Source organism: Spirosoma fluviale, assembly GCF_900230225.1.
Taxonomy (GTDB): domain Bacteria; phylum Bacteroidota; class Bacteroidia; order Cytophagales; family Spirosomataceae; genus Spirosoma; species Spirosoma fluviale.
The window spans coordinates 465,330-483,856 of record NZ_OCNH01000003.1 but is presented as its reverse complement, the minus strand read 5'-3'; the positions used below and the strand labels follow the sequence as shown (position 1 = coordinate 483,856).

Here is an 18,527-nt window from a genome sequence, read left to right as displayed (position 1 = left end):
GCTCAGCATGAAATACACCCTGTTCTTCTTTCTAATCCTATCTTTCTCTTCAATTGCGCAGGTCCGGCTACCAACCAATGAGTTGGGTCAGGTTCAGTACCAGGACCTTGTACGGGTGCCGGACAGCAAACGACCCGCTCGCCAGCTCATGGAACAAGTTCGGGAGTGGGCCGATCAATATTATCCGCAAGCCAGCGAAGCAGAGCAGCAGTTCGATCAGGAACACAATATTCTATTTGTCAGAACTCTTTATGACATTGGCAGGCAGTCTGTGCGTTATACGCTGACGATAGAAACAAAATTTGGCCGCTACCGGGCTACATTAACCGATCTGATTATTGACGATAATGGCCGTACGCAACCCGTTCGGGCGGCCAGTTCTACGGTTGAGGAGATGACCGCAGCAGCTGACAAATCGCTTAAAAACCGCGACCTGCTCGAACAGATCGTTGCCGATCAGACCGATTTGTATCGGCAAATCGATAAGTCCTGCCGCAGTACGCTGGCCAGCCTGAAACAAGCCATGACGGAGGAATAGTTATCACCGATGCCGGTCCACACCTACCTGCTCGCACCAGGGCAAAACGGGGCAGGTGGAGCAATGCGGCAATGTGCCCGTGCAAATGTGCTTCCCAAAGGGCATCAGCAGCCGGTTGATGTTTACCCATTGTTCATTCGGCACCTGCGCTTCCAGTACTTTCAGCGTTTGTTCGGGTTGTTTGGTGTGTACATACCCCCAGCGGTTCACCACCCGATGCACATGCACATCCACGCTGATGGCGGCCTGCCCCGTGGCGACGCCCAGTGCCAGATTGGCGCACTTCGGACCGACGCCTTTTAGCGACGTTAGGGTAGTGTAATCGGCTGGCAACTCGCCGTTAAACTCATTGACAATACGCTCGGCAATGCCCAGCATCGTGTACGCTTTCTGGTCGGGGTAAGTGGTCCCGTAGAGCAGTTCCGTCAGCGTCGGTACGTCGAGGGTGAGCAGTTGTTCGGGGGTGCGGGCGCGTTCAAACAGGCGCAGAGAGACGGGAATGGTTGTTTCATCGAGCGTTCGGATGGATACGATGCACGAAATCAGTTGCTCGAACAAGGTGTTGTACCCCCGCTCGAACAGATCGAACATAGCCGCTTTCGGGTAGGGCCGAATGGCGGTTTCAATATGTGCTAAAACAACGTTGAGATCGAAGTCAGGTTTCATCTATGCTTAACCGAAAAGGCGCAAAGATGTCGTGAACTACGCAAACTTTTTTCGTTGCGTTCTTCACGGCACCTTTGCGCCTTTTCGGTTAAGCTACTTTATACTTTCACAATTACCAGTTCGACACGCCGGTTTTCGGGACGTTCTTTCAGGCTTTTGTTGGTGTTTATTGGCCTTGATGGCCCATAACCAACGGTTTCAATGCGGCTGGTGCTGATTCCTTTATTGACCAGATAGCGTTTTACTTCGTTGACCCGGTTGCGGGATAGCTCCACATTGGCGTCAAACTCGCCAACGGTATCCGTATGCCCTTCAAGCCGAATCTGCATCGTCGGGTTCGACCGCATCATCGTTACCAGACGGTCGAGTTCCGGATACGACTCGGGTTTGAGGTCATACTTGGAGACATTGAAATAGATGTTTTTCAGCGTGATTTTGGCCCCGGCTTCAATAGGCACCAGGTCGAAATCGCGGGCTATATCGATCCGGTTCGTTACCAGCGTATCACTCTGACTGAAATAGCCTTTTGCCGAAGCTGTAACAGCATAAACGCCCCGTCGGTCAATGTCTATCCGGTATTTGCCCGTCAGACCACCACTCTGCAGCGAATCGGCCGGTTCGTCGCCCGATGCTTCCGCTCCTGAAATAAGGCGGTACGTAACCATTGCGCCAATGGGCTGCTTCGTTTTCGCATCGCGTGTAATGCCATTGATAGCCACTGCGGCAGGGGCAGGTAGTTCTTTTGGCTGAACGGGAACGGGCGTATTATCGGATGGAAGCTGTTCGGTTGGCGGCTCCGGTTGTGGACGGGGAACGGTTCGGGGTGGTTGCGGCCGGGGCCGAACGGGCGGCTTACGCTGGGAATAGCTATTCTTGGGTGGGTTTATAATGTGAACACCCCAGAAATTGAAGCAAACGTAGTTTTTGCTGTCTCTGCACTCGAAGAGATCAAACGTGGTGTAACCCGGATCAATCCGTTCAAAATAAGCCACGAAGTCAACCCGCTCCCCTGGTCGAACCTGCCGACGAGTTTCGGCGGGTATATTTTCAGCCCGAATAAGTTTGTAAGACCGTTCGCCCTGATTCACGTACAACCGGGAACTTGGCTGAAAGCCAATATTACTAGTTGACTCCAGCTGTCCTCCGCCCCGGCTATTTGGCATGGGTATATCAAACGGGAACGACCGGCCATTGAAGCCCGTTTTTCGGGCCTGAAATTTCATGTAAACGATGGTGTACTGCGCCGTTAACTCAACCCGCTGAATACTAACGTCCCTATCGTTAATATCATCGACGCGGGGGGCTTCAGTTGTAAACTGGACCTGTGCCTGCAAGGCAGAGGCAAACAGTAGAAAAAAGATCGTGAAAAGGCTGGATTTCATTGAGTTTGTGTTTACGGACCTACTTCATTATTCATCCGTGGCTAGTTAGGAAATAACCTGGTCAACAAAAGGCAAAACACAGTTTGGTAATCGCTTATCATAGCTATAACGTCCCAGTAAGCGTGTAGTACTTAACACTTAGACAATGGCAGCTGTTCCAGAGTTTAATGGCTCTTTTATAAAATTCAAGGCAATGAGCTCCCTCAACCAATAGGCAGGATTGCGTGCGAGTTACGACAATAGACATAGATCATTCCGATACTAACAACGGCGCCCTTTCCTCAAAAAATACCAAATCACAATCTAGTTAACTTATAGACTAAATGTAAAAATAATAATATCATCCTATATATATACTAATTGATTATAATATAACATCTTCGTTTTTATCAGAATATTGTGTCAATTATATACCAATATTTAGATTATTATATTGATCCAAAACGTTGCTCCAAAATTCAACTTAATTAACTTCTTTTTAATACTGGGTGATTAATTGTAATTTTGCCATTCATCATAAACCATTCTCAACATACTACTATGAGGAAATTGCTACAAACTAGTTTCCTGATTTTGATAACCGTATGGGCGACCTACGCACAGGGTCAGGCTATTTCAGGCAAGGTGACATCATCAGACGACGGCAGCCCCTTACCCGGCGTATCGGTGAGTGTCAAAGGAACAACCCAGGGAACATTAACCGATGCCACCGGTAATTATCGCATCAATGCCAGCAGCAACTCGGTAATCGTTTTCAGCTTCATTGGCTTCACGACTCAGGAAGAAAAGGTGGCTAATCGGTCAGAGATCAATATCCAGCTAAAAACCGATGTACGCAATCTGAGCGAGGTCGTTGTGACGGGTTATGGTCAGCAAATCAAGCGGGATTTAACCGGCAACATCGCGAAAGTTAGAGCCGCCGATATTCAGGATCAGCCCGTAACGACCTTCGATCAGGCTTTGCAGGGAAAAGCGGCCGGTGTTCAGATCAACTCCGGCTCCGGCAAACTGGGTCAGGGAATACAGGTGCGGGTGCGGGGTCAATCGTCGGTATCGGCATCCAACCAGCCGCTTTATATCATTGACGGTATTCCCGTAACGACAGATAACCTCAGCATCAGCAGCGCGTCAACCAACCCACTGGCCGACATTAATCCGCAGGATATTGAATCGGTCGATATTCTGAAAGATGCATCGGCCGGGGCTATTTACGGGGCCAGAGCCGCCAATGGCGTGGTTCTGATCACCACCAAACGCGGTAAAGCCGGACGCACGAACGTCAACTTCGGCGCTCAGTACGGGTCGAGCAAGCCAACCCGTAAGCTGGAGTTTCTGAATACGGAACAGTACGTAAAGTTCTATAATCAGGCAGCCGCTAACTCCGACCGCATTGAAGGCCTGGACCAAAGCGATCCTGACTCGTACACGTCCTACATGAAAGGCTTCTATGAAACGCAGGGATTAGGTACGTACGGCACTGCCAATCAGGCCAGCACCAACTGGGGCGATCTGGCGTATCAGGATGCACCGTATCAACAGTACGATCTGAACCTGAACGGTGGCAATGAAAAAACAACTTTTTACCTATCGGGACAATTGCTGGACCAGAAAGGTATACTGATTGGCAACGCTTTACAGCGCTATGCCGGTCGTCTGAACATCGAACACCAGGTATCGAGCCGGGTCAAGGTGGGCTTCAACATGGGACTCACCCGTACCTTAAACCAGCGACTTTCGGGCGACAATCAGTTCGACAACCCCATGCAGATGGTTGCTCTGCCACCCATGACGCCCGCAACGGATGCCACGACGGGTCTACCCGTGGGTACTCCTCCCGGCGACATCAGCATCCCGGTTTACTACAACCCGCTCATTAACGCTGGAAATGCCTATTTCAACACCACCGTTTACCGGAATATCAGCAATGTGTTCGGGCAGTTGCAGGTGATGAAAGGCCTTACGTTCCGGACGGAGTTTGGACTCGACGTACTGAATCAGCAGGAAGAGCTTTATTACAACAGCAAAACGCAGCGGAACTTCGGTTCTCCGCTGGGCCTGGGCCGAAACCGTTTTGCCCGGGTAGAGAATTACACGACGAATAACTTCTTCAACTACGGCACCGCCTTCGGCCGGAGCAACCTCGACGCTACGGTGGGCATGTCGTATCAGCAATCACAGCGGAAAACGAACTTTATCGAAGGGCAGGATTTCCCGTCTGATGCCTACCGGATGATTGCCAGTGCAGCGCGTAAAACAGACGGAAGTTCATCGCAAACAGATTACCGCTTTCTGTCGTACTTCGCCAGGGCTAATTACAAGTTTGCCGACCGGTATCTGGTGGGTGTGAGTGCGCGGATAGATGGCTCATCGCGGTTTGGCAAAAATAGCCGCTACGGCTTTTTCCCATCGGTTTCGGCCGGCTGGGTGCTGAGTGAAGAAGAGTTTATGAAAAACACAACAGCGATCAGCTTCCTGAAGCTCCGGGCAAGTTACGGACAGACGGGTAATGCCGAAATCGAGAACTTCCCGCAGTTGGGTCTCTTCATCGGCGATGCCAGCTACGGCACTCTGCCCGGTCAGCGCCCGTCGCAGCTGGCCAACCCCGACCTGAAGTGGGAAACCACCAACCAGTTCGACATTGGTCTTGACTTCGGTATTCTCAACAACCGCATCAACGGCGAAATCGACTATTATAATAAACAAACGTCGGGACTGCTACTGAACGTCAACGTGCCGGGCACAACGGGCTTTGCCACTCAGTTCAGAAACGTGGGCAGCCTGGAAAACAAAGGGATTGAGATCGTTATAAATACCGAAAACCTGACGGGTGCTTTCCGCTGGACAACGAGCTTCAATGCGGCCATGAATGAGAACAAGGTCACTAATCTACAGGGCCAGATCATTGAAGGCGGTATCAACGCCATGAGCCGGGCGGTAGAAGGCCAGCCACTGGGCGTTTACTTTACGCAGGAATATGCCGGTGTCGATCCGGCCAATGGCAATGCACTCTGGTACAAAAATACAACCAATACCGACGGTAGCATCGACCGTACAACGACCAGCACCTACAACCAGGCACAGCGGGTAGTTTCGGGCAGCCCGTTGCCAAAGTGGACGGGTGGTATCACCAATACCTTCAGCTACAAAGGGTTTACGTTGAATGTGCTCTTCAACGGGGTATTTGGCAACAAGATAAACTTCTACGGCGTGGGTCGCTATTCATCGGCCAACGGTCGTTTTGAAGATAACCAGACGGTCAACCAGTTGGTTGCCTGGACTAAAGAAAACCCCAATACCGACGTTCCGGAAGCCCGTCTGTTCTACAACAACGGTGCCCAGTCGTCCAGCCGCTTCATTCTCGATGGTTCATTCGTCCGGTTACGTACAGCTACCCTGTCGTACTCGCTGCCCAAAACGCTCATCAGCCGCGTGAAGATGAATAGCGTCCGTCTGTTCGTGACGGGGCAAAACCTGCTGACGTTTACGAAGTATGCTGGCTGGGACCCCGAAGTCAACGCCGACTATATCGTGTCGAACATTGCCCAGGGATACGATTTCTACACGGCTCCCCAGGCCCGTACCATTACGGGCGGCATTAACATTGGTTTCTAATACATACGTACGCCAACGTGAGTGAACAGACATTTTAAACGCATTTTCTCTTATGAATTCATCTATAAAACAGTGGTTATACGCAGGCACCCTTAGTCTTTCGATTATGGCCTGTGATAACAAACTAAACGTTACCCCTACGCAAAGTATCGAAGCTAGTCAGGCATTGAGCACAGAGCAGGATGTTAGAATTACTCTGACGGGTGCTTATGATGGTCTTGGTGACGTCAATCTATACGGTGGTGCTATTCAGTACATCGGCGATTTGATGGGCGATAACCGCGATGTTGTTTTTGGTGGTACGTTTGCCACCATCGACGAGATCTGGCGAAAAACCGTTACGGCTTCTAACACCGTAACACGCGATTTCTGGCTGGATGGGTATAACACCATCAACCGGACCAACAACATACTGGCCGCGTTAGACAAGGTAGGCACGGGCAATCGGCCTAATTTCGAAGGACAGGCGCGGTTCATACGGGGCGCTCTTTACTTCGAGCTGGTCAAAGCTTTTGGTAAAAGCTGGAGCGATGGCACACCCACTGCAAACCCCGGCGTTCCGCTGGTTCTGACCCCGACAAGCAGCGTTACCGATGCGGACTATAAAGCCCGCAATACGGTTGCCGAAGTATACGCCCAGGCGATTGATGACCTGACGAAAGCCGAAAGTCTGCTACCCGCAACGCAAACCGGTGTTCTTGGTTTTGGTGCTGCCACAAAAGGAGCCGCAGCGGCTACACTAGCTCGTGTTTACCTGCAACAGCAGAATTTTGCTGCCGCCCGCGATGCCGCCAACCGGGTCATTACATCCGGCACGTTCAGCCTGCTTCCAAACTTTGCCGATGCGTTCAATGATGCCACCAAAGGCCCGGAAGTTATTTTTAAGGTTATTGTTACCGATCAGGATGGGTCTAACGACATGAACACATTTTACGCATCGGCCCTGAATCAGGGGCGTGGTGATGTGCGGGTACAGACCAAATTCCGGCAGTTGTACGCGGCTGGTGATGTACGGGGTACGTTTTTCAATACCGCCGGACAGAACACCTTTACCAGCAAGTTCAACGACCGCTATGGCGATGTACCGGTGGTTCGTCTAGCCGAAATGTACCTGATTCGTGCCGAAGCCAACTTCCGGTTAGGCACGAGCACTGGCGACACACCCCTGAACGACGTAAACCGGATTCGTAACCGGGCAAAAGCCGCTCCGCTCACCACCGTCGATCTGGCCGCTATCTTACTGGAACGTCGGCTGGAGCTGGCGTTTGAAGGGCAGCAACTTCCCGACATCAAGCGTACAGCCAGTACCGTTGGCACCGCACCGTTCAACTCGAACAACCTGGTGCTGCCCATCCCACAACGGGAAATTGATACGAATAAAAGTCTGGTTCAGAACCCGGGGTATTGATTATAATCTGTAGTACCGACCGTCGAAGCGTCGAACCGTCCCGGTCGGGCGAGAGGCAACTGCTGCTTCTCGCCCGACCGGGACGGTTCGACGCTTCGACGGTCGGTATTACTGGCCTACCAGCGCCAGTTTTTTGCCGTCAGTATCAATGGCCATCCGGGTCAACTGCTTAATTCCCGTAGCACTGAAGTCGGCAAGTTGGGTCCAGTTTTGAGCCGTTGCGGGTTTGAGTTGATACAGGAGCGCGCCCTGACACATGAGCAGGGTGCCATCGGGTGTCCAGACGTAATCTTCACTGCCCGGCAGAGTCTGGCCAAGGGCTGTTATCTGGCGGGTTTGCAGATCAAGCTGCTTTATATCCCATTCCGTTGCGGTGCGCTTATGCACAAAGCTGATCGCGTTTTTACCAGGGATTTTCAGAATACACCGTCCAACATTGCCCTCAATCCGCGTGGTATCGCCAGTGCTTACCTGCGCAAGTTGAAGCGAATTCGGTGTTCCCAAAATGAATAAGGCCAACCGGTCGGGAGTAAGCCAGCAATGATACCCGACGGGCTTCACCGTTGGAAGCACCAGCGTTGGCTCACCCGTGCCCGAGATCGGGAACTTCCACAGGCGCTGGGTTTTATCTTTCTCGACCCGAATCACCGAAAAATATTCCTTATCGGGCGTAACGATGGGCGAGTATTCACTTTCGACCGTACGGGTCAATGGCGTAGTCGATTTTTGAGACAGATCGTAGCGATAAATGTCGGTCTGGCCGTCCTGGCGCATGGATGTGTACAGGATGCCCTTACTGTCGGGCGTGAACGACGGTTGGTTGTCGTACCCTTTGCGCTGCGTTATATTCACCGGCTTCCCTACCTGAACGGGCTGGCTTTTCAGAGTCAGATCAACCAGAAAAATATCAGCTTCCGGGGGCGATTGCGCCCGCACGGGCGAAGGGCGGATCAATAAGAGGAGCAGGGCAAGTCCGCCAAACACAGGCAGACGGATCAGGTTCGGCAGGGAAAGTGATGGCATAGGGGGCTGTATCATTTTGAATTGAACGTATTTCTCAGACTGTTTAAGCTGTTTATTTCCTCACTCCAGCCTCAACAAACCAGTAGGCCGTTGCAGCGTTATTATCTGATCGAAAGGTCGTCAAATTAAACCCGAACGTTCCCTCTCCAGAACCCGCAACCGTTGTCACAGACACGGCTTTTCCTTTTCGGCTCCAGGTCAGCGGTTGATTTTTCTCACAGACTTCGGGTTTTCGTTTACCCGCTTTCAGGAAATAGGCATTACCTTTCCCAAAAACGATAACCTTTCCATCGGGTGCAATACAAACGGCCGTCTTCTCATCGACCCCGATACCACGCGTTTTCAAGCCCCAATCCCTAACGGCACGGGCCATAAATACCAGGTGTCGCCCCTGCCGATCACGAGCGGCATAGTGCATATCGGTGATGGTATTGGCGAGCAGGGGTTGTTTCAGGAAATCGTCCCGGCGCAGATCAACTCGTTTGTCGTAAGGATTTTCCAGCGCTTCGGCGGAGGTCACGGTGCCTTCTCTGGCGGTAAAATAGACCTGTCCCAGAATACCGCATCCCGCGCTGGTACCTCCCAGTACAGCACCCGCCCGAATACGCTCGTTCAGAGCATCGGCAATGGGGGTCCCCTGCCAGAAATTCACATAATTACCCTGATCGCCCCCGGCGAAGAAGATAGCCTCCGCATTCCGTACTTTCCTGATAATATCCGGATGGATAGACAGTTCCCGCTTATCGAGCATAATCGTCTCGACCGAGTTGACGACTACCCCTAACTTTTGGTACAGGTAGTCGTTGTACCCATCCTTACCCGACGACCGGAGAATGAGCACATCGCCCCCACCCGACTGGCGCAAAAACCAGCGCATAGCGGCATCATCGTCCGTACTACCACCCGCCAGCACAACGCCCCCCAAGGGCAGGGGTTTCACATCGGCACTGTCGCCGACAATCCAGGATGTATACGACTGTGCCAACGTAGGATGGACTAACGTGCAGAGTAGAAAAAGAGATAAGGAAAGAAAGGATATCCGTTTGATCATAGCCAATCAATATGAGCATTTTTCTCTTATTCTGCCTGCGGAAGAAACCAAAAATTAAACGAAGCAGCAATATTAGCTTATACCAGGAAGACCACTGCCTAACTTTCCACTGTCGATGATAACCAATACCTATGGAGTAAGTTAGTTGATAGAAAGGTATATACTCATTTGCCTGACAATCAGCTAAATCCTTACACTATGATCTTAAAGATGGATCGGCTCCCCATTGAGCTGCCAATTCCCAAAAATCCTTCCGCCAATGATGCTGCGGCCATTCAGGAATTATTAGGAGGAAAGTTCGGCGAAATGTCTACGCTGATGAACTATACCTTTCAGTCGTTCAACTTTCGGGGACGCAAGAAAATACGGCCTTTTTACGACGTCATTGCCAGTATTGCCGGCGAAGAATACGGTCATATCGAGGTGGTTTCGTACGCAATCAATTTGTTATTGACGGGTGTAACCAAACGCGGACATGATCCGGTTCCGGCTCCACTGGCCGATGCGGTGAATGCCCGTAATACATACCACTACATTGCCAGCGGACAGGGGAGCCTGCCGGTCGATTCCATGGGTAACTTCTGGACCGGCCAGAATGTGTTTAGCAGCGGTAACCTTAAACTCGACCTGCTCCATAATTTCTTTCTGGAATGCGGAGCACGGGGCAACAAGATGCGTGCCTACGAAATGGTGTCGGACCCTACGGCCCGCACTATGGTTGGCTATCTCCTGGTGCGGGGTGGTTTGCACATTGTGGCCTATGCCAAAGCGCTCGAAAAACTTACGGGTGTTGAAGTAACCAAGCTGCTGCCCATTCCCGATCTAAGCAACAATGCATTTCCGGAAGCCAAAAAGTTCATGGAGCAAAAGCTTCATTTACAGTTATATACCTTCAGCCAGGACGATTACAAGCAGGCTGGATTGATCTGGAACGGTCCTCACCCCGACGACGGACAGGAATGTGTCGTAGTTGAAGGTGCGATCCCGGGTTTCCCGGTTCCGGATCTGGAGGAAGAACCACAGCTCAACTCGCCCGGAGCCGATGATTTCGATCCGCAGGTGTTCTCCGATATGGCCAAGAAAATGGGCATCAAGTATGATTATTAAGCAGCATTTGATGGCCCCGTAGATTAGCAGTTAACGTAAAAAGGCTCGGTTCTAAACCGAGCCTTTTTACGTTAACTGCTCATTTGAATTACCTATACCTACCTCTTAGTAACCGGCATTCTGCACCAGGGCCGGATTGGTTGTAATCTCCCGCAATGGAATCGGGAAGATTAGCTTGGGGGAATTAAACGGTAATGTACCAACATTGGTTTTTGTCCGTCTGAGATCGTGGATGTACGTCCCTTCGAAGGCCAGTTCGAGCCGACGTTCCCGGAGGATGTTTGCCAGCGTCAGCTGCGCGGCCGTTAACGGCGTAGCGCCCGCGCGGTTACGAATTGCATTGACATCGTTCAATGGCGTGTCTCCTACCGTTGTTCCCATCCGGAAATTAGCCTCGGCGCGGGTCAGGTACATTTCTGCCAGCCGAAATACCTGAATATTACCGTACTGATTCACGTACTTAACCGTGCGGATTGGCCCCCCATCGTCGTAAAACAACTGCGACCGAAGGTCATTTGGCTCATACTGGTCAATGAACGTTTCGCTGACCTCAATATCGCCCCGGCCACCTACATCGCTGGAGCCATAGAACGTGTTCAGGTCATTGATACCGTCCTGGTCGGTCAGTTGAACTGCGAAAATGGTTTCAGCGGTGTTTATGCCGCTCTGGGACTGCCGCGTGTCGAAAACGCTTTCACTATCGACCAACTGATAACGTCCGCTGGTAATTACCCGGCTGGCCGCATTAGCCGCATTCGGATAATCAGCTTTTTGGAGGTAGACACGTGATAGCTGCGCTCCAGCGGCTCCCTTCGTGGCGAAGAAGCCATTGGCAAGCGGCAGTTTAGCTTCGGCATCGGTCAGATCGGCGAGTGCCTGCGTATACACGGCGGCTACGGTACTGCGCGGCACATTTGAATTCGCATCCAGATCGACCGTCGGAGTCGTTACAATGGGGACGCCGAGGTTGGCATTCGGGTCGCCATCGCTCCAGTCACGACCATAAAGCCGCACCAGTTCAAAGTACACGGAACCCCGAATAAACTTCGCTTCCCCCTCAATCCGGGGCTGATCGGCCGTGGAGGCTAGTTGCAGATTTGCCAGAACGGTATTGCAGATGTTGATCGTACGATACCCGTTGGTCCAGGTCACGTCGGCCTGATCATTATTGACCAGTAAGTTCTTGGTATAGATCTGCTGTGGACCTACGAAAGTGCCCGTCCAGAGTACATCGCCGGTACCGGGTACAGTGCCCAGCAGTTCGGCATCCCGGAGCAGACTGCCGCCATACAGGTTAACGCCACCCAGCCCATCGTAGGCCCCCACCAGAAGGGCTTTCAGGTCGTCGGCCGTTGTCAGTGCCTGACTGGTAGCGACCGAGTTAACCGGCTTTATATCCAATTGGCTGTTGCAGGAGGTTAGCCACAAGCCAACCGACAGCGCCGACGCCAGTATAATTGATTTAGTCGTTTTCATAAGTTGTGTATCGTCGCTTAGAAGCCAATTTGTAAACCACCGATGATTGTGCGGGGCTGCGGAGCCGAGTAGAAGTCAATGCCGAGGTTAACGGGGTTGCCGGTATAGGCATCCGAGTTAACTTCCGGGTCCCAGCCGGTGTACTTCGTGAACGTGAGCAGGTTTTGCCCCGTGGCAAAAATCCGAACCCGGCTCAGGTGGATGCGCGTCAGCAGCTCTTTCGGAAGTGTGTATCCCAGCGTGATGGTACGCAGACGAACGTAATCCCCTTTTTGCAGGTAACGTGACGATTCGCCGGTTCCGTTGCCACCGAGCAGACGAGCCTGGGGTACATTGGTAATATCACCCGGATTACGCCAGCGGTTTAGCTGATCGGTTGACTGGTTATCGAAGAAATCGCCGTTAGCCGACTGAAATTTACCGCCACCATTGTAGATGTAGTTACCAAACTGCCCGTTGAACAACACGCTCAGGTCGAAGCCTGCGTAGCTGAAGGTGTTGGTAATACCACCGATAAACTTAGGCGCCGGGTTGCCCAGCGGTACATAAGCCGCATCGTTATAACTATTCGTAGTCGACCGGTCGATGGACCCATCGGCATTGGTTGAGTTCCGGTAATAGAGTGCGTCACCATTGGCAGGATCAACCCCGGCATATTCAGGCCCGACAAACACACCCAGGGGTTGTCCTTCCTGCGCCCGGTTCAGGAAGCTGCCTGTGATGGTCGTACCGCCCAAATCGGTAATTACATTTTTGTTGTAGGACAGATTCAGCGAGGTAGTCCACTTGAACGGACCGTTGAAGTTGTTGGAGTTGAAGACGAATTCGACGCCCTTGTTTTCCAGTTTACCCACGTTGCGTAGCTGCGTCCGGAAGCCCGACGAGCCCGGCACGTTTACATTGAGTAACAAGCCGCTCGTGTTCTTCTGGTAGTAGTCGATTTCGCCGGAGAAACGGTTGTTCAGGAAACCAAATTCCAGGCCAATATCGGTCTGTAAGGTTTTTTCCCAGGTCAGGTCCGGGTTTGGTATCTGCGACGGTGCTTGTCCCGGTACGCCCGCATAGCCAGCCGATGTACCGGCATTATTCGTGGCCGCATACAGGGCAAGCGAGCTGAAATTACCGATTTCGGCATTTCCGGTCAGACCATAACTGGCTCGTAGTTTGAGCAGACTCAGGGCTTTGACATTTTTCAGGAATGACTCTTCGGTAAGAATCCAGCCTGCCGATGCCGCCGGGAAGAAACCATACCGGTTATTCGTTCCGAAACGGGACGACCCATCGATCCGGCCCGATATACCCACCAGATAGCGGTTGTTGAAGCGGTAGTTGACCCGGGCAAAGTAGGAAAGAAAGCTGAAGCTGGTTTCCTGGCCATCGCCCGCCGTGATTCGGGCCGCCGATGTGATTTGTTTGTAGGCGCTGCTGGGAAACTGCTGCCCCGTTACCGAACTGTAGTTGTTACGCGACTCCTGGTACGACATACCCAGCGTAGCGTCTACGTCATGTTTCTCGGCAAATGTCCGGCCAAACGAAAAGTAATTGTTAGTCGTGTAGTTGGCCACCTGCCGGAAGGTGTTCGACCCCAAGCCATTAGGTGCGCCCGTGTTGCCCCGTGTTTCGCGACCGTAGTATTCTTCTTCCTGCTGGCTTAAAAGATCGGTGCCGAATTCGGTGCGGAACGACAGACCGGGCAGCAATTTATAATCGGCATACACATTACCGATCATGCGGTACACCCGCGCCTGTAGGTTGGCGTAATCCCGGTTGATCAGCGGGTTATAATACAGTGGGTAGCTCGGAAAAAGATCAGGATCAGCACCACTCACCCGACCGGTTCGCGGATCGATAACGGGCGTCATGGGTGATAGGGCCACAATCTGCATCGGTGTCGAGAAAGCGTTATCGTTCGAAACCCGGTCGTTGATGGAGTGCGACAGGTTGAAGTTCACCCCCAGCGTCAGCTTATCCGTGGCAGTATGGTCCAGGTTGACCCGGCCACTCAGGCGACGGAAGCGGTTTTTGATGATAATCCCGGTCTGGTCGAAATACTGACCCGAAATAAAGAAACGGGTTTTGGCATCGCCCCCGCGCGCACTCAGGTCATACTGCTGCGACGGGGCTTTTTGAAAGGCTTCCTGCTGCCAATCGGTATTGTATTTCGGATTCTCACCCTGCCAGCCTGCGGGATCACCAGCGGCATAACGCGTAAGGCGGTTGGCCAGCGAAGTAGCCGAGGTAGCCCCCGTATTGGCCCGCGCTTCCTGCAACAGCTCCACATACTGCTGGGTATTTAGCCACTCGCGCAGGTGCGTTGGGTTGCTGGCTCCCATTTGTGCCGACGCTTCGAACGAGGTCTTGGCGGCACGGCCTTTCTTGGTGGTGATCAGCACAACACCGTTTGACGCCCGTGATCCGTAAATAGCCGCCGATGAGGCATCCTTCAGGATTTCCAGCGATTCGATGTCGTTGGGGTTCAAATCGGCGATGGGGTTGGTTGGGGCCGTTGTCGACGACTGATCCGACGAGGTCAGGGGAATCCCGTCGATAACATACAAGGGTTGGCTGCTGGCCGTTAGCGACGATGTGCCCCGCACCCGAATCTGTAGCCCCTGCCCTACTTTCCCGTTAAGAGAAGTAATCTGCACCCCAGCTACCCGACCCTGCAAGGCCTGCTCAACGCTCGGAACGGGGATGTTTTCAATATCGCGGGCACCTACTTTGGCAATATTACCCGTCAGGTTACGCTTCGACTGCGCACCGTATCCAGTCACGATTACCTCATCGAGGGAACGGGTATCGTTACTCAGTGCAACATCAATTGCCGCCCGGTTTCCAATCGACACCTCCTGCGTAACGACACCCACGAAGCTGTATACCAGCGTACCAATATTGACGGGCACCGAAAGTGTGTAGTTCCCGTCGGCATCGGTCTGCGTACCTCGGGTTGTTCCTTTTGCAACGATAGATACCCCCGGTAGTGGGTTACCATCTTCGGCTGATGTGACCTTACCGGTCACCTGCCGTTCCTGTTGAGCACTGGCGTTAGTCGCTAGCAGACTACACCAGGTTATCAACAGAAGTAGTAGAAAGTTTTTCATTTGTTGATCTATTAGGTCTATAAACCAACAAAAGTACAAATCAATATATTGCAATATCAAGCACAACGATAAAAATCACAAAATCTATGTATATAGTATAATAACGATTGGAAGGTAGCTACTTATTTGTGGTTAAGGGATAACCAGACGCTTACGCCTATCTTATTAAAATACAAACCGTCTTATGTCCGGTTGCTTTTCATTTAGATATAACCTATTAAAACAAGAAGGGGCGGAGTTGAAACTCCGCCCCCTGACGATTACTGCTTCACCACCCGCCTTCTAAATACCTGCTCCCCTATCCTGACCTCCACGAAGTACACACCGGGCGGGGCCGTTTTTATATCGAGCGTTTGCTGGAAGAGATCGGCTGTTTTTTGATGATTCTGTCGGGAGAGCTCTATACCCGTCACGTTTCGCACGCCCAGCGTCAAGGTCCCTCGTTGTGGCCCGGTGAAGAGTACCATCATCTGCCCATCGCTGGGGTTAGGCGTTACCTGAAGTGCCTGCTCCGCTAATGGCGTGTTGGCGGTAACGGTACCCGCCCGGACGTTGACCGTAACCACCGCCGTGGTGCTGCATAAATCCAGCCCCGAACCGGTAACGGTGTACGAAGTAGTCTGCGTGGGTTGCGCCACTACCTGCGGTCCTAAGGTGGTGTTCAGACCCGTACCAACCCAGTTGTAAATACCGGCTCCACGGGCGTTCAGCGTAACGGTTTCGCCGGGATTGATGAAAAGCGACGAGGCCGCAATCTGTACCGAAGGTTTCTGGCCCACATTAGCTACAATGTTGTGTGCTACGTTCAGGCCCAGGCTATCGGCATACCGAAGCCAGTTGCCCTGTTGGTTCTGCCTCCAGGAGGTGGCATCCAGCGATTTACCATTTTCCGTCGTGAAAACGGCCACGGTATCACCAGTGGCATACGGGAACGTGACGCCTACATGGAAGGCCAGACCGCTTACGGGTACGTTCCGATCGAAGGTAACGATGGTTGGGCGGTTGTTGGCCACATCGTCCAGAATAACCCGCAGAGGTACATCTTTCTCGCCCAGCACCGCACCGGGTCCACCCTGAAACCCGCGTCCGTTCCAAACGGTTACCGTCACGACCGATTCGGTGGAGGCTCCCCGGGCGGCTTTGGCCACGCCAAACTTGAGCGATGCCCCGGCCAGATTTGTATAGCCCAGCTTATTGGCAAAGAACTCCGACACAGCTTTACTTTTGCGGCTGTTCTGCCCGGCTACGTAACCGGTTCCGCCTACTTCCCTCAGCAGCGTTTGTGTTCCGCTAAAGTTGGTAACCGTGTTGCAAAGGCCCTGATTGAGCACTTCGATGTATTCGGTACGCGTAACCGGGTCCGACTGCCCAATGGCATTGGACGTCACCAGCGTTACTTTAAACTTACCCGGCTGGGTGTAGGTAACGACAGGATTCTGCTCCGTTGAGGTAGATGGCGTCCCCCCTTCGAATGTCCAGGACCAGCTCGTTGGGAAACCATCCGAGAGGTCGTTGAACTTGATCTGACCACCTAACAACACCTGTAGGTTGTCGGCCCGGAAGTTCGACACCGGCCGAATGGCCACCAGTGTACCGCATACGTTGGACGATAAGAGACTCACCCGCCTTGGGCTAAGCGCCATAACCGCCCGTATACGGTCCTTTTGGTTGATGGTAAAAATATTCATGCAGGCATCATTGGAATAATCCATGTAGTTCTGCACCATATTGGTCGACCCACAACTCACCCGACCCACCGGGCAGCCACTACTCTCCGACGCCTGCGGGGGCGTATCGGCGCAGAAGTCGTCACCGCAGTTAGCATCTCCCCAGATGTGGCGAAGACCGAGCCAGTGGCCTGTTTCGTGCGATAGCGTACGCCCGAGGTTGTACGTAGCGCGCATAGTAGGGAAATTTCCTTTTTCGGCATTGCCAAAGGACCGATAGTCGACCACGACACCATCCGTACTGGCCGGGCCATCGGAAGGAATACCGGGCAGATTGGACCGGCTCGGAAACTGTGCGTAGCCTAGCAATTGACCTCCTATTGTTGGATCATTGATTTCAACAACCCAGATGTTGTAATATTTGTCGGGGTTCCAGTAAGTGCTGGGTTTCAGGATACCTTCAATATCATTCCGGTTCCAGTTGGCCCGGTTACCGTTGTAGCGGTCGATCCCCGGCTCAGCCATCGACTGTCCCTGCGGATTGACGATAGCGGGACAGAACTCGATTTCAATATCGGCACCTACTGGATTTTCATTGAACCCGCGCGTACCTGCTTTCCGCCGGAAGTCTTCATTGAGTGTAGCCAATTGCGCCTGCACCTGCGCCCGGCTGATGTTACGCCCGGAACCCGCCGATTCACCGTTATGGATTACGTGAACCACCACCGGAATGGTAATGACCGTAGCTAGTCCTACCCGGCCGCTGGCCATCTGCTTTTTAAGCTCAACCATTTTAAGCTGTAACGCCCGCTCAAAGTCGTTGAGAGTGCCCAGTTCAGGATGGCGGGCGCGAAGCAGACTATCCATCTCCATCGTCGCACACTGTTGGAGAGTCTGAGCGCGTACCCCGGACGTCAACAGGACAAATAGTAATAAGCTGAGTAGTAGTCGGAACATACGCCTATTTAGTAGTAACCGAGTTAAATGTAAATTGATAGCTGGCATTAATATCCGGGAAATAGTACTGGACCGTCAGCGAGTTGGCCGTCAGGTTCTTAATCGTCCAGGGATATATACCATCGAGTACGGGAATGTAAAACTCCAGAGTTGCATTAGCGTTAACCAGTGTCCAGGTATCCGTCACATAAATATCCGGGTCCGACGAATTACACTTGGTGGCTCCTTCACTGGCTTCGAACTTATGTTCGGGGTTAGCGTAGAAGGTTAGCAGATCATCAGAAATACAGGGGTTGATACCCGACTGCGAAACTGGTATCACGCCCGACGGCGTACCGTCATCAATTATCTGAAGGGATACCATCCGCCAGGATTTTTTTTCGGTACCGGTCAGGATTTGCGAATAGGTAGCCGGTTTGGGCTCCAGCTTCTCGGAGCAGCCTCCAAAGAGCCACCCTGTCAGAACCGGAATGAGTACTAAACGTATAAGATGTCGCATGGTCGAAATTTGTCAATAACTTAATAACTACTAACCTTTA

12 protein-coding genes are annotated in these 18,527 nt (G+C 52.3%); 4 read left to right on the top strand and 8 right to left on the bottom strand.

Going from position 1 to position 18,527, the window contains the following annotated elements; translation table 11 throughout:
- The first annotated feature begins 7 nt into the window (after nucleotides 1-7).
- Nucleotides 8-538, top strand: coding sequence for a DUF4468 domain-containing protein (locus CRO74_RS18225; protein WP_097127670.1), 531 nt, complete (start codon nucleotides 8-10; stop codon nucleotides 536-538).
- Between the two features lie 3 nt (nucleotides 539-541).
- Here the strand turns inward: CRO74_RS18225 and CRO74_RS18220 are convergent, their stop codons facing one another.
- Nucleotides 542-1,204, bottom strand: coding sequence for an endonuclease III domain-containing protein (locus tag CRO74_RS18220; protein WP_097127669.1), 663 nt, complete (start codon nucleotides 1,202-1,204; stop codon nucleotides 542-544).
- A 98-nt stretch (nucleotides 1,205-1,302) separates the two neighbouring features.
- On the bottom strand, nucleotides 1,303-2,586 hold the full coding sequence (locus CRO74_RS18215) for an OmpA family protein (RefSeq protein ID WP_097127667.1): 1,284 nt from the start codon (nucleotides 2,584-2,586) through the stop codon (nucleotides 1,303-1,305).
- 540 nt (nucleotides 2,587-3,126) lie between these two features.
- On the opposite strand from CRO74_RS18215, the gene CRO74_RS18210 reads away from it, so the two are divergent.
- Nucleotides 3,127-6,198, top strand: a complete 3,072-nt coding sequence (locus CRO74_RS18210; protein ID WP_097127665.1) for a SusC/RagA family TonB-linked outer membrane protein — start codon at nucleotides 3,127-3,129, stop codon at nucleotides 6,196-6,198.
- 52 nt (nucleotides 6,199-6,250) lie between these two features.
- Nucleotides 6,251-7,606, top strand: a complete 1,356-nt coding sequence (locus CRO74_RS18205) for a RagB/SusD family nutrient uptake outer membrane protein (RefSeq protein WP_097127664.1) — start codon at nucleotides 6,251-6,253, stop codon at nucleotides 7,604-7,606.
- 108 nt (nucleotides 7,607-7,714) lie between these two features.
- On the opposite strand, the gene CRO74_RS18200 is transcribed toward CRO74_RS18205, so the two are convergent.
- Together CRO74_RS18200 and CRO74_RS18195 are read right to left on the bottom strand one after the other, a co-directional pair.
- Nucleotides 7,715-8,629, bottom strand: coding sequence for a TolB family protein (locus tag CRO74_RS18200; protein WP_097127662.1), 915 nt, complete (start codon nucleotides 8,627-8,629; stop codon nucleotides 7,715-7,717).
- Nucleotides 8,630-8,681: 52 nt separating this feature from the next.
- Nucleotides 8,682-9,614 carry a cyanophycinase gene (locus tag CRO74_RS18195; RefSeq protein WP_179830240.1) on the bottom strand — a complete coding sequence of 311 codons (933 nt, stop codon included), beginning with the start codon at nucleotides 9,612-9,614 and terminating at the stop codon, nucleotides 8,682-8,684.
- Nucleotides 9,615-9,878: 264 nt separating this feature from the next.
- On the opposite strand from CRO74_RS18195, the gene CRO74_RS18190 reads away from it, so the two are divergent.
- Nucleotides 9,879-10,787: a manganese catalase family protein gene (locus CRO74_RS18190; protein WP_097127659.1), complete on the top strand. Its 909-nt coding sequence runs from the start codon at nucleotides 9,879-9,881 to the stop codon at nucleotides 10,785-10,787.
- A gap of 105 nt (nucleotides 10,788-10,892) precedes the next feature.
- Here the strand turns inward: CRO74_RS18190 and CRO74_RS18185 are convergent, their stop codons facing one another.
- From CRO74_RS18185 to CRO74_RS18170, 4 genes are all read right to left on the bottom strand, one after another.
- Nucleotides 10,893-12,263 carry a RagB/SusD family nutrient uptake outer membrane protein gene (locus CRO74_RS18185; RefSeq protein WP_097127658.1) on the bottom strand — a complete coding sequence of 457 codons (1,371 nt, stop codon included), beginning with the start codon at nucleotides 12,261-12,263 and terminating at the stop codon, nucleotides 10,893-10,895.
- Nucleotides 12,264-12,280: 17 nt separating this feature from the next.
- Nucleotides 12,281-15,364 (bottom strand): SusC/RagA family TonB-linked outer membrane protein, encoded by a 3,084-nt coding sequence (locus tag CRO74_RS18180; protein WP_179830239.1) that lies wholly within the window; start codon nucleotides 15,362-15,364, stop codon nucleotides 12,281-12,283.
- 260 nt (nucleotides 15,365-15,624) lie between these two features.
- Nucleotides 15,625-17,988, bottom strand: a complete 2,364-nt coding sequence (locus CRO74_RS18175; protein ID WP_097127656.1) for a M43 family zinc metalloprotease — start codon at nucleotides 17,986-17,988, stop codon at nucleotides 15,625-15,627.
- A 4-nt stretch (nucleotides 17,989-17,992) separates the two neighbouring features.
- Nucleotides 17,993-18,487: a hypothetical protein gene (locus CRO74_RS18170; protein ID WP_097127655.1), complete on the bottom strand. Its 495-nt coding sequence runs from the start codon at nucleotides 18,485-18,487 to the stop codon at nucleotides 17,993-17,995.
- Nucleotides 18,488-18,527: the final 40 nt, after the last annotated feature.

What these genes read in the sequence shown, in the direction of transcription:
- CRO74_RS18225 (WP_097127670.1), top strand. Translation starts at nt 8, where the DNA reads ATGAAATACACCCTGTTCTTCTTTCTAATCCTATCTTTCTCTTCAATT.
- CRO74_RS18220 (WP_097127669.1), bottom strand. Translation starts at nt 1,204, where the DNA reads ATGAAACCTGACTTCGATCTCAACGTTGTTTTAGCACATATTGAAACC.
- CRO74_RS18215 (WP_097127667.1), bottom strand. Translation starts at nt 2,586, where the DNA reads ATGAAATCCAGCCTTTTCACGATCTTTTTTCTACTGTTTGCCTCTGCC.
- CRO74_RS18210 (WP_097127665.1), top strand. Translation starts at nt 3,127, where the DNA reads ATGAGGAAATTGCTACAAACTAGTTTCCTGATTTTGATAACCGTATGG.
- CRO74_RS18205 (WP_097127664.1), top strand. Translation starts at nt 6,251, where the DNA reads ATGAATTCATCTATAAAACAGTGGTTATACGCAGGCACCCTTAGTCTT.
- CRO74_RS18200 (WP_097127662.1), bottom strand. Translation starts at nt 8,629, where the DNA reads ATGCCATCACTTTCCCTGCCGAACCTGATCCGTCTGCCTGTGTTTGGC.
- CRO74_RS18190 (WP_097127659.1), top strand. Translation starts at nt 9,879, where the DNA reads ATGATCTTAAAGATGGATCGGCTCCCCATTGAGCTGCCAATTCCCAAA.
- CRO74_RS18185 (WP_097127658.1), bottom strand. Translation starts at nt 12,263, where the DNA reads ATGAAAACGACTAAATCAATTATACTGGCGTCGGCGCTGTCGGTTGGC.
- CRO74_RS18180 (WP_179830239.1), bottom strand. Translation starts at nt 15,364, where the DNA reads ATGAAAAACTTTCTACTACTTCTGTTGATAACCTGGTGTAGTCTGCTA.
- CRO74_RS18175 (WP_097127656.1), bottom strand. Translation starts at nt 17,988, where the DNA reads ATGTTCCGACTACTACTCAGCTTATTACTATTTGTCCTGTTGACGTCC.
- CRO74_RS18170 (WP_097127655.1), bottom strand. Translation starts at nt 18,487, where the DNA reads ATGCGACATCTTATACGTTTAGTACTCATTCCGGTTCTGACAGGGTGG.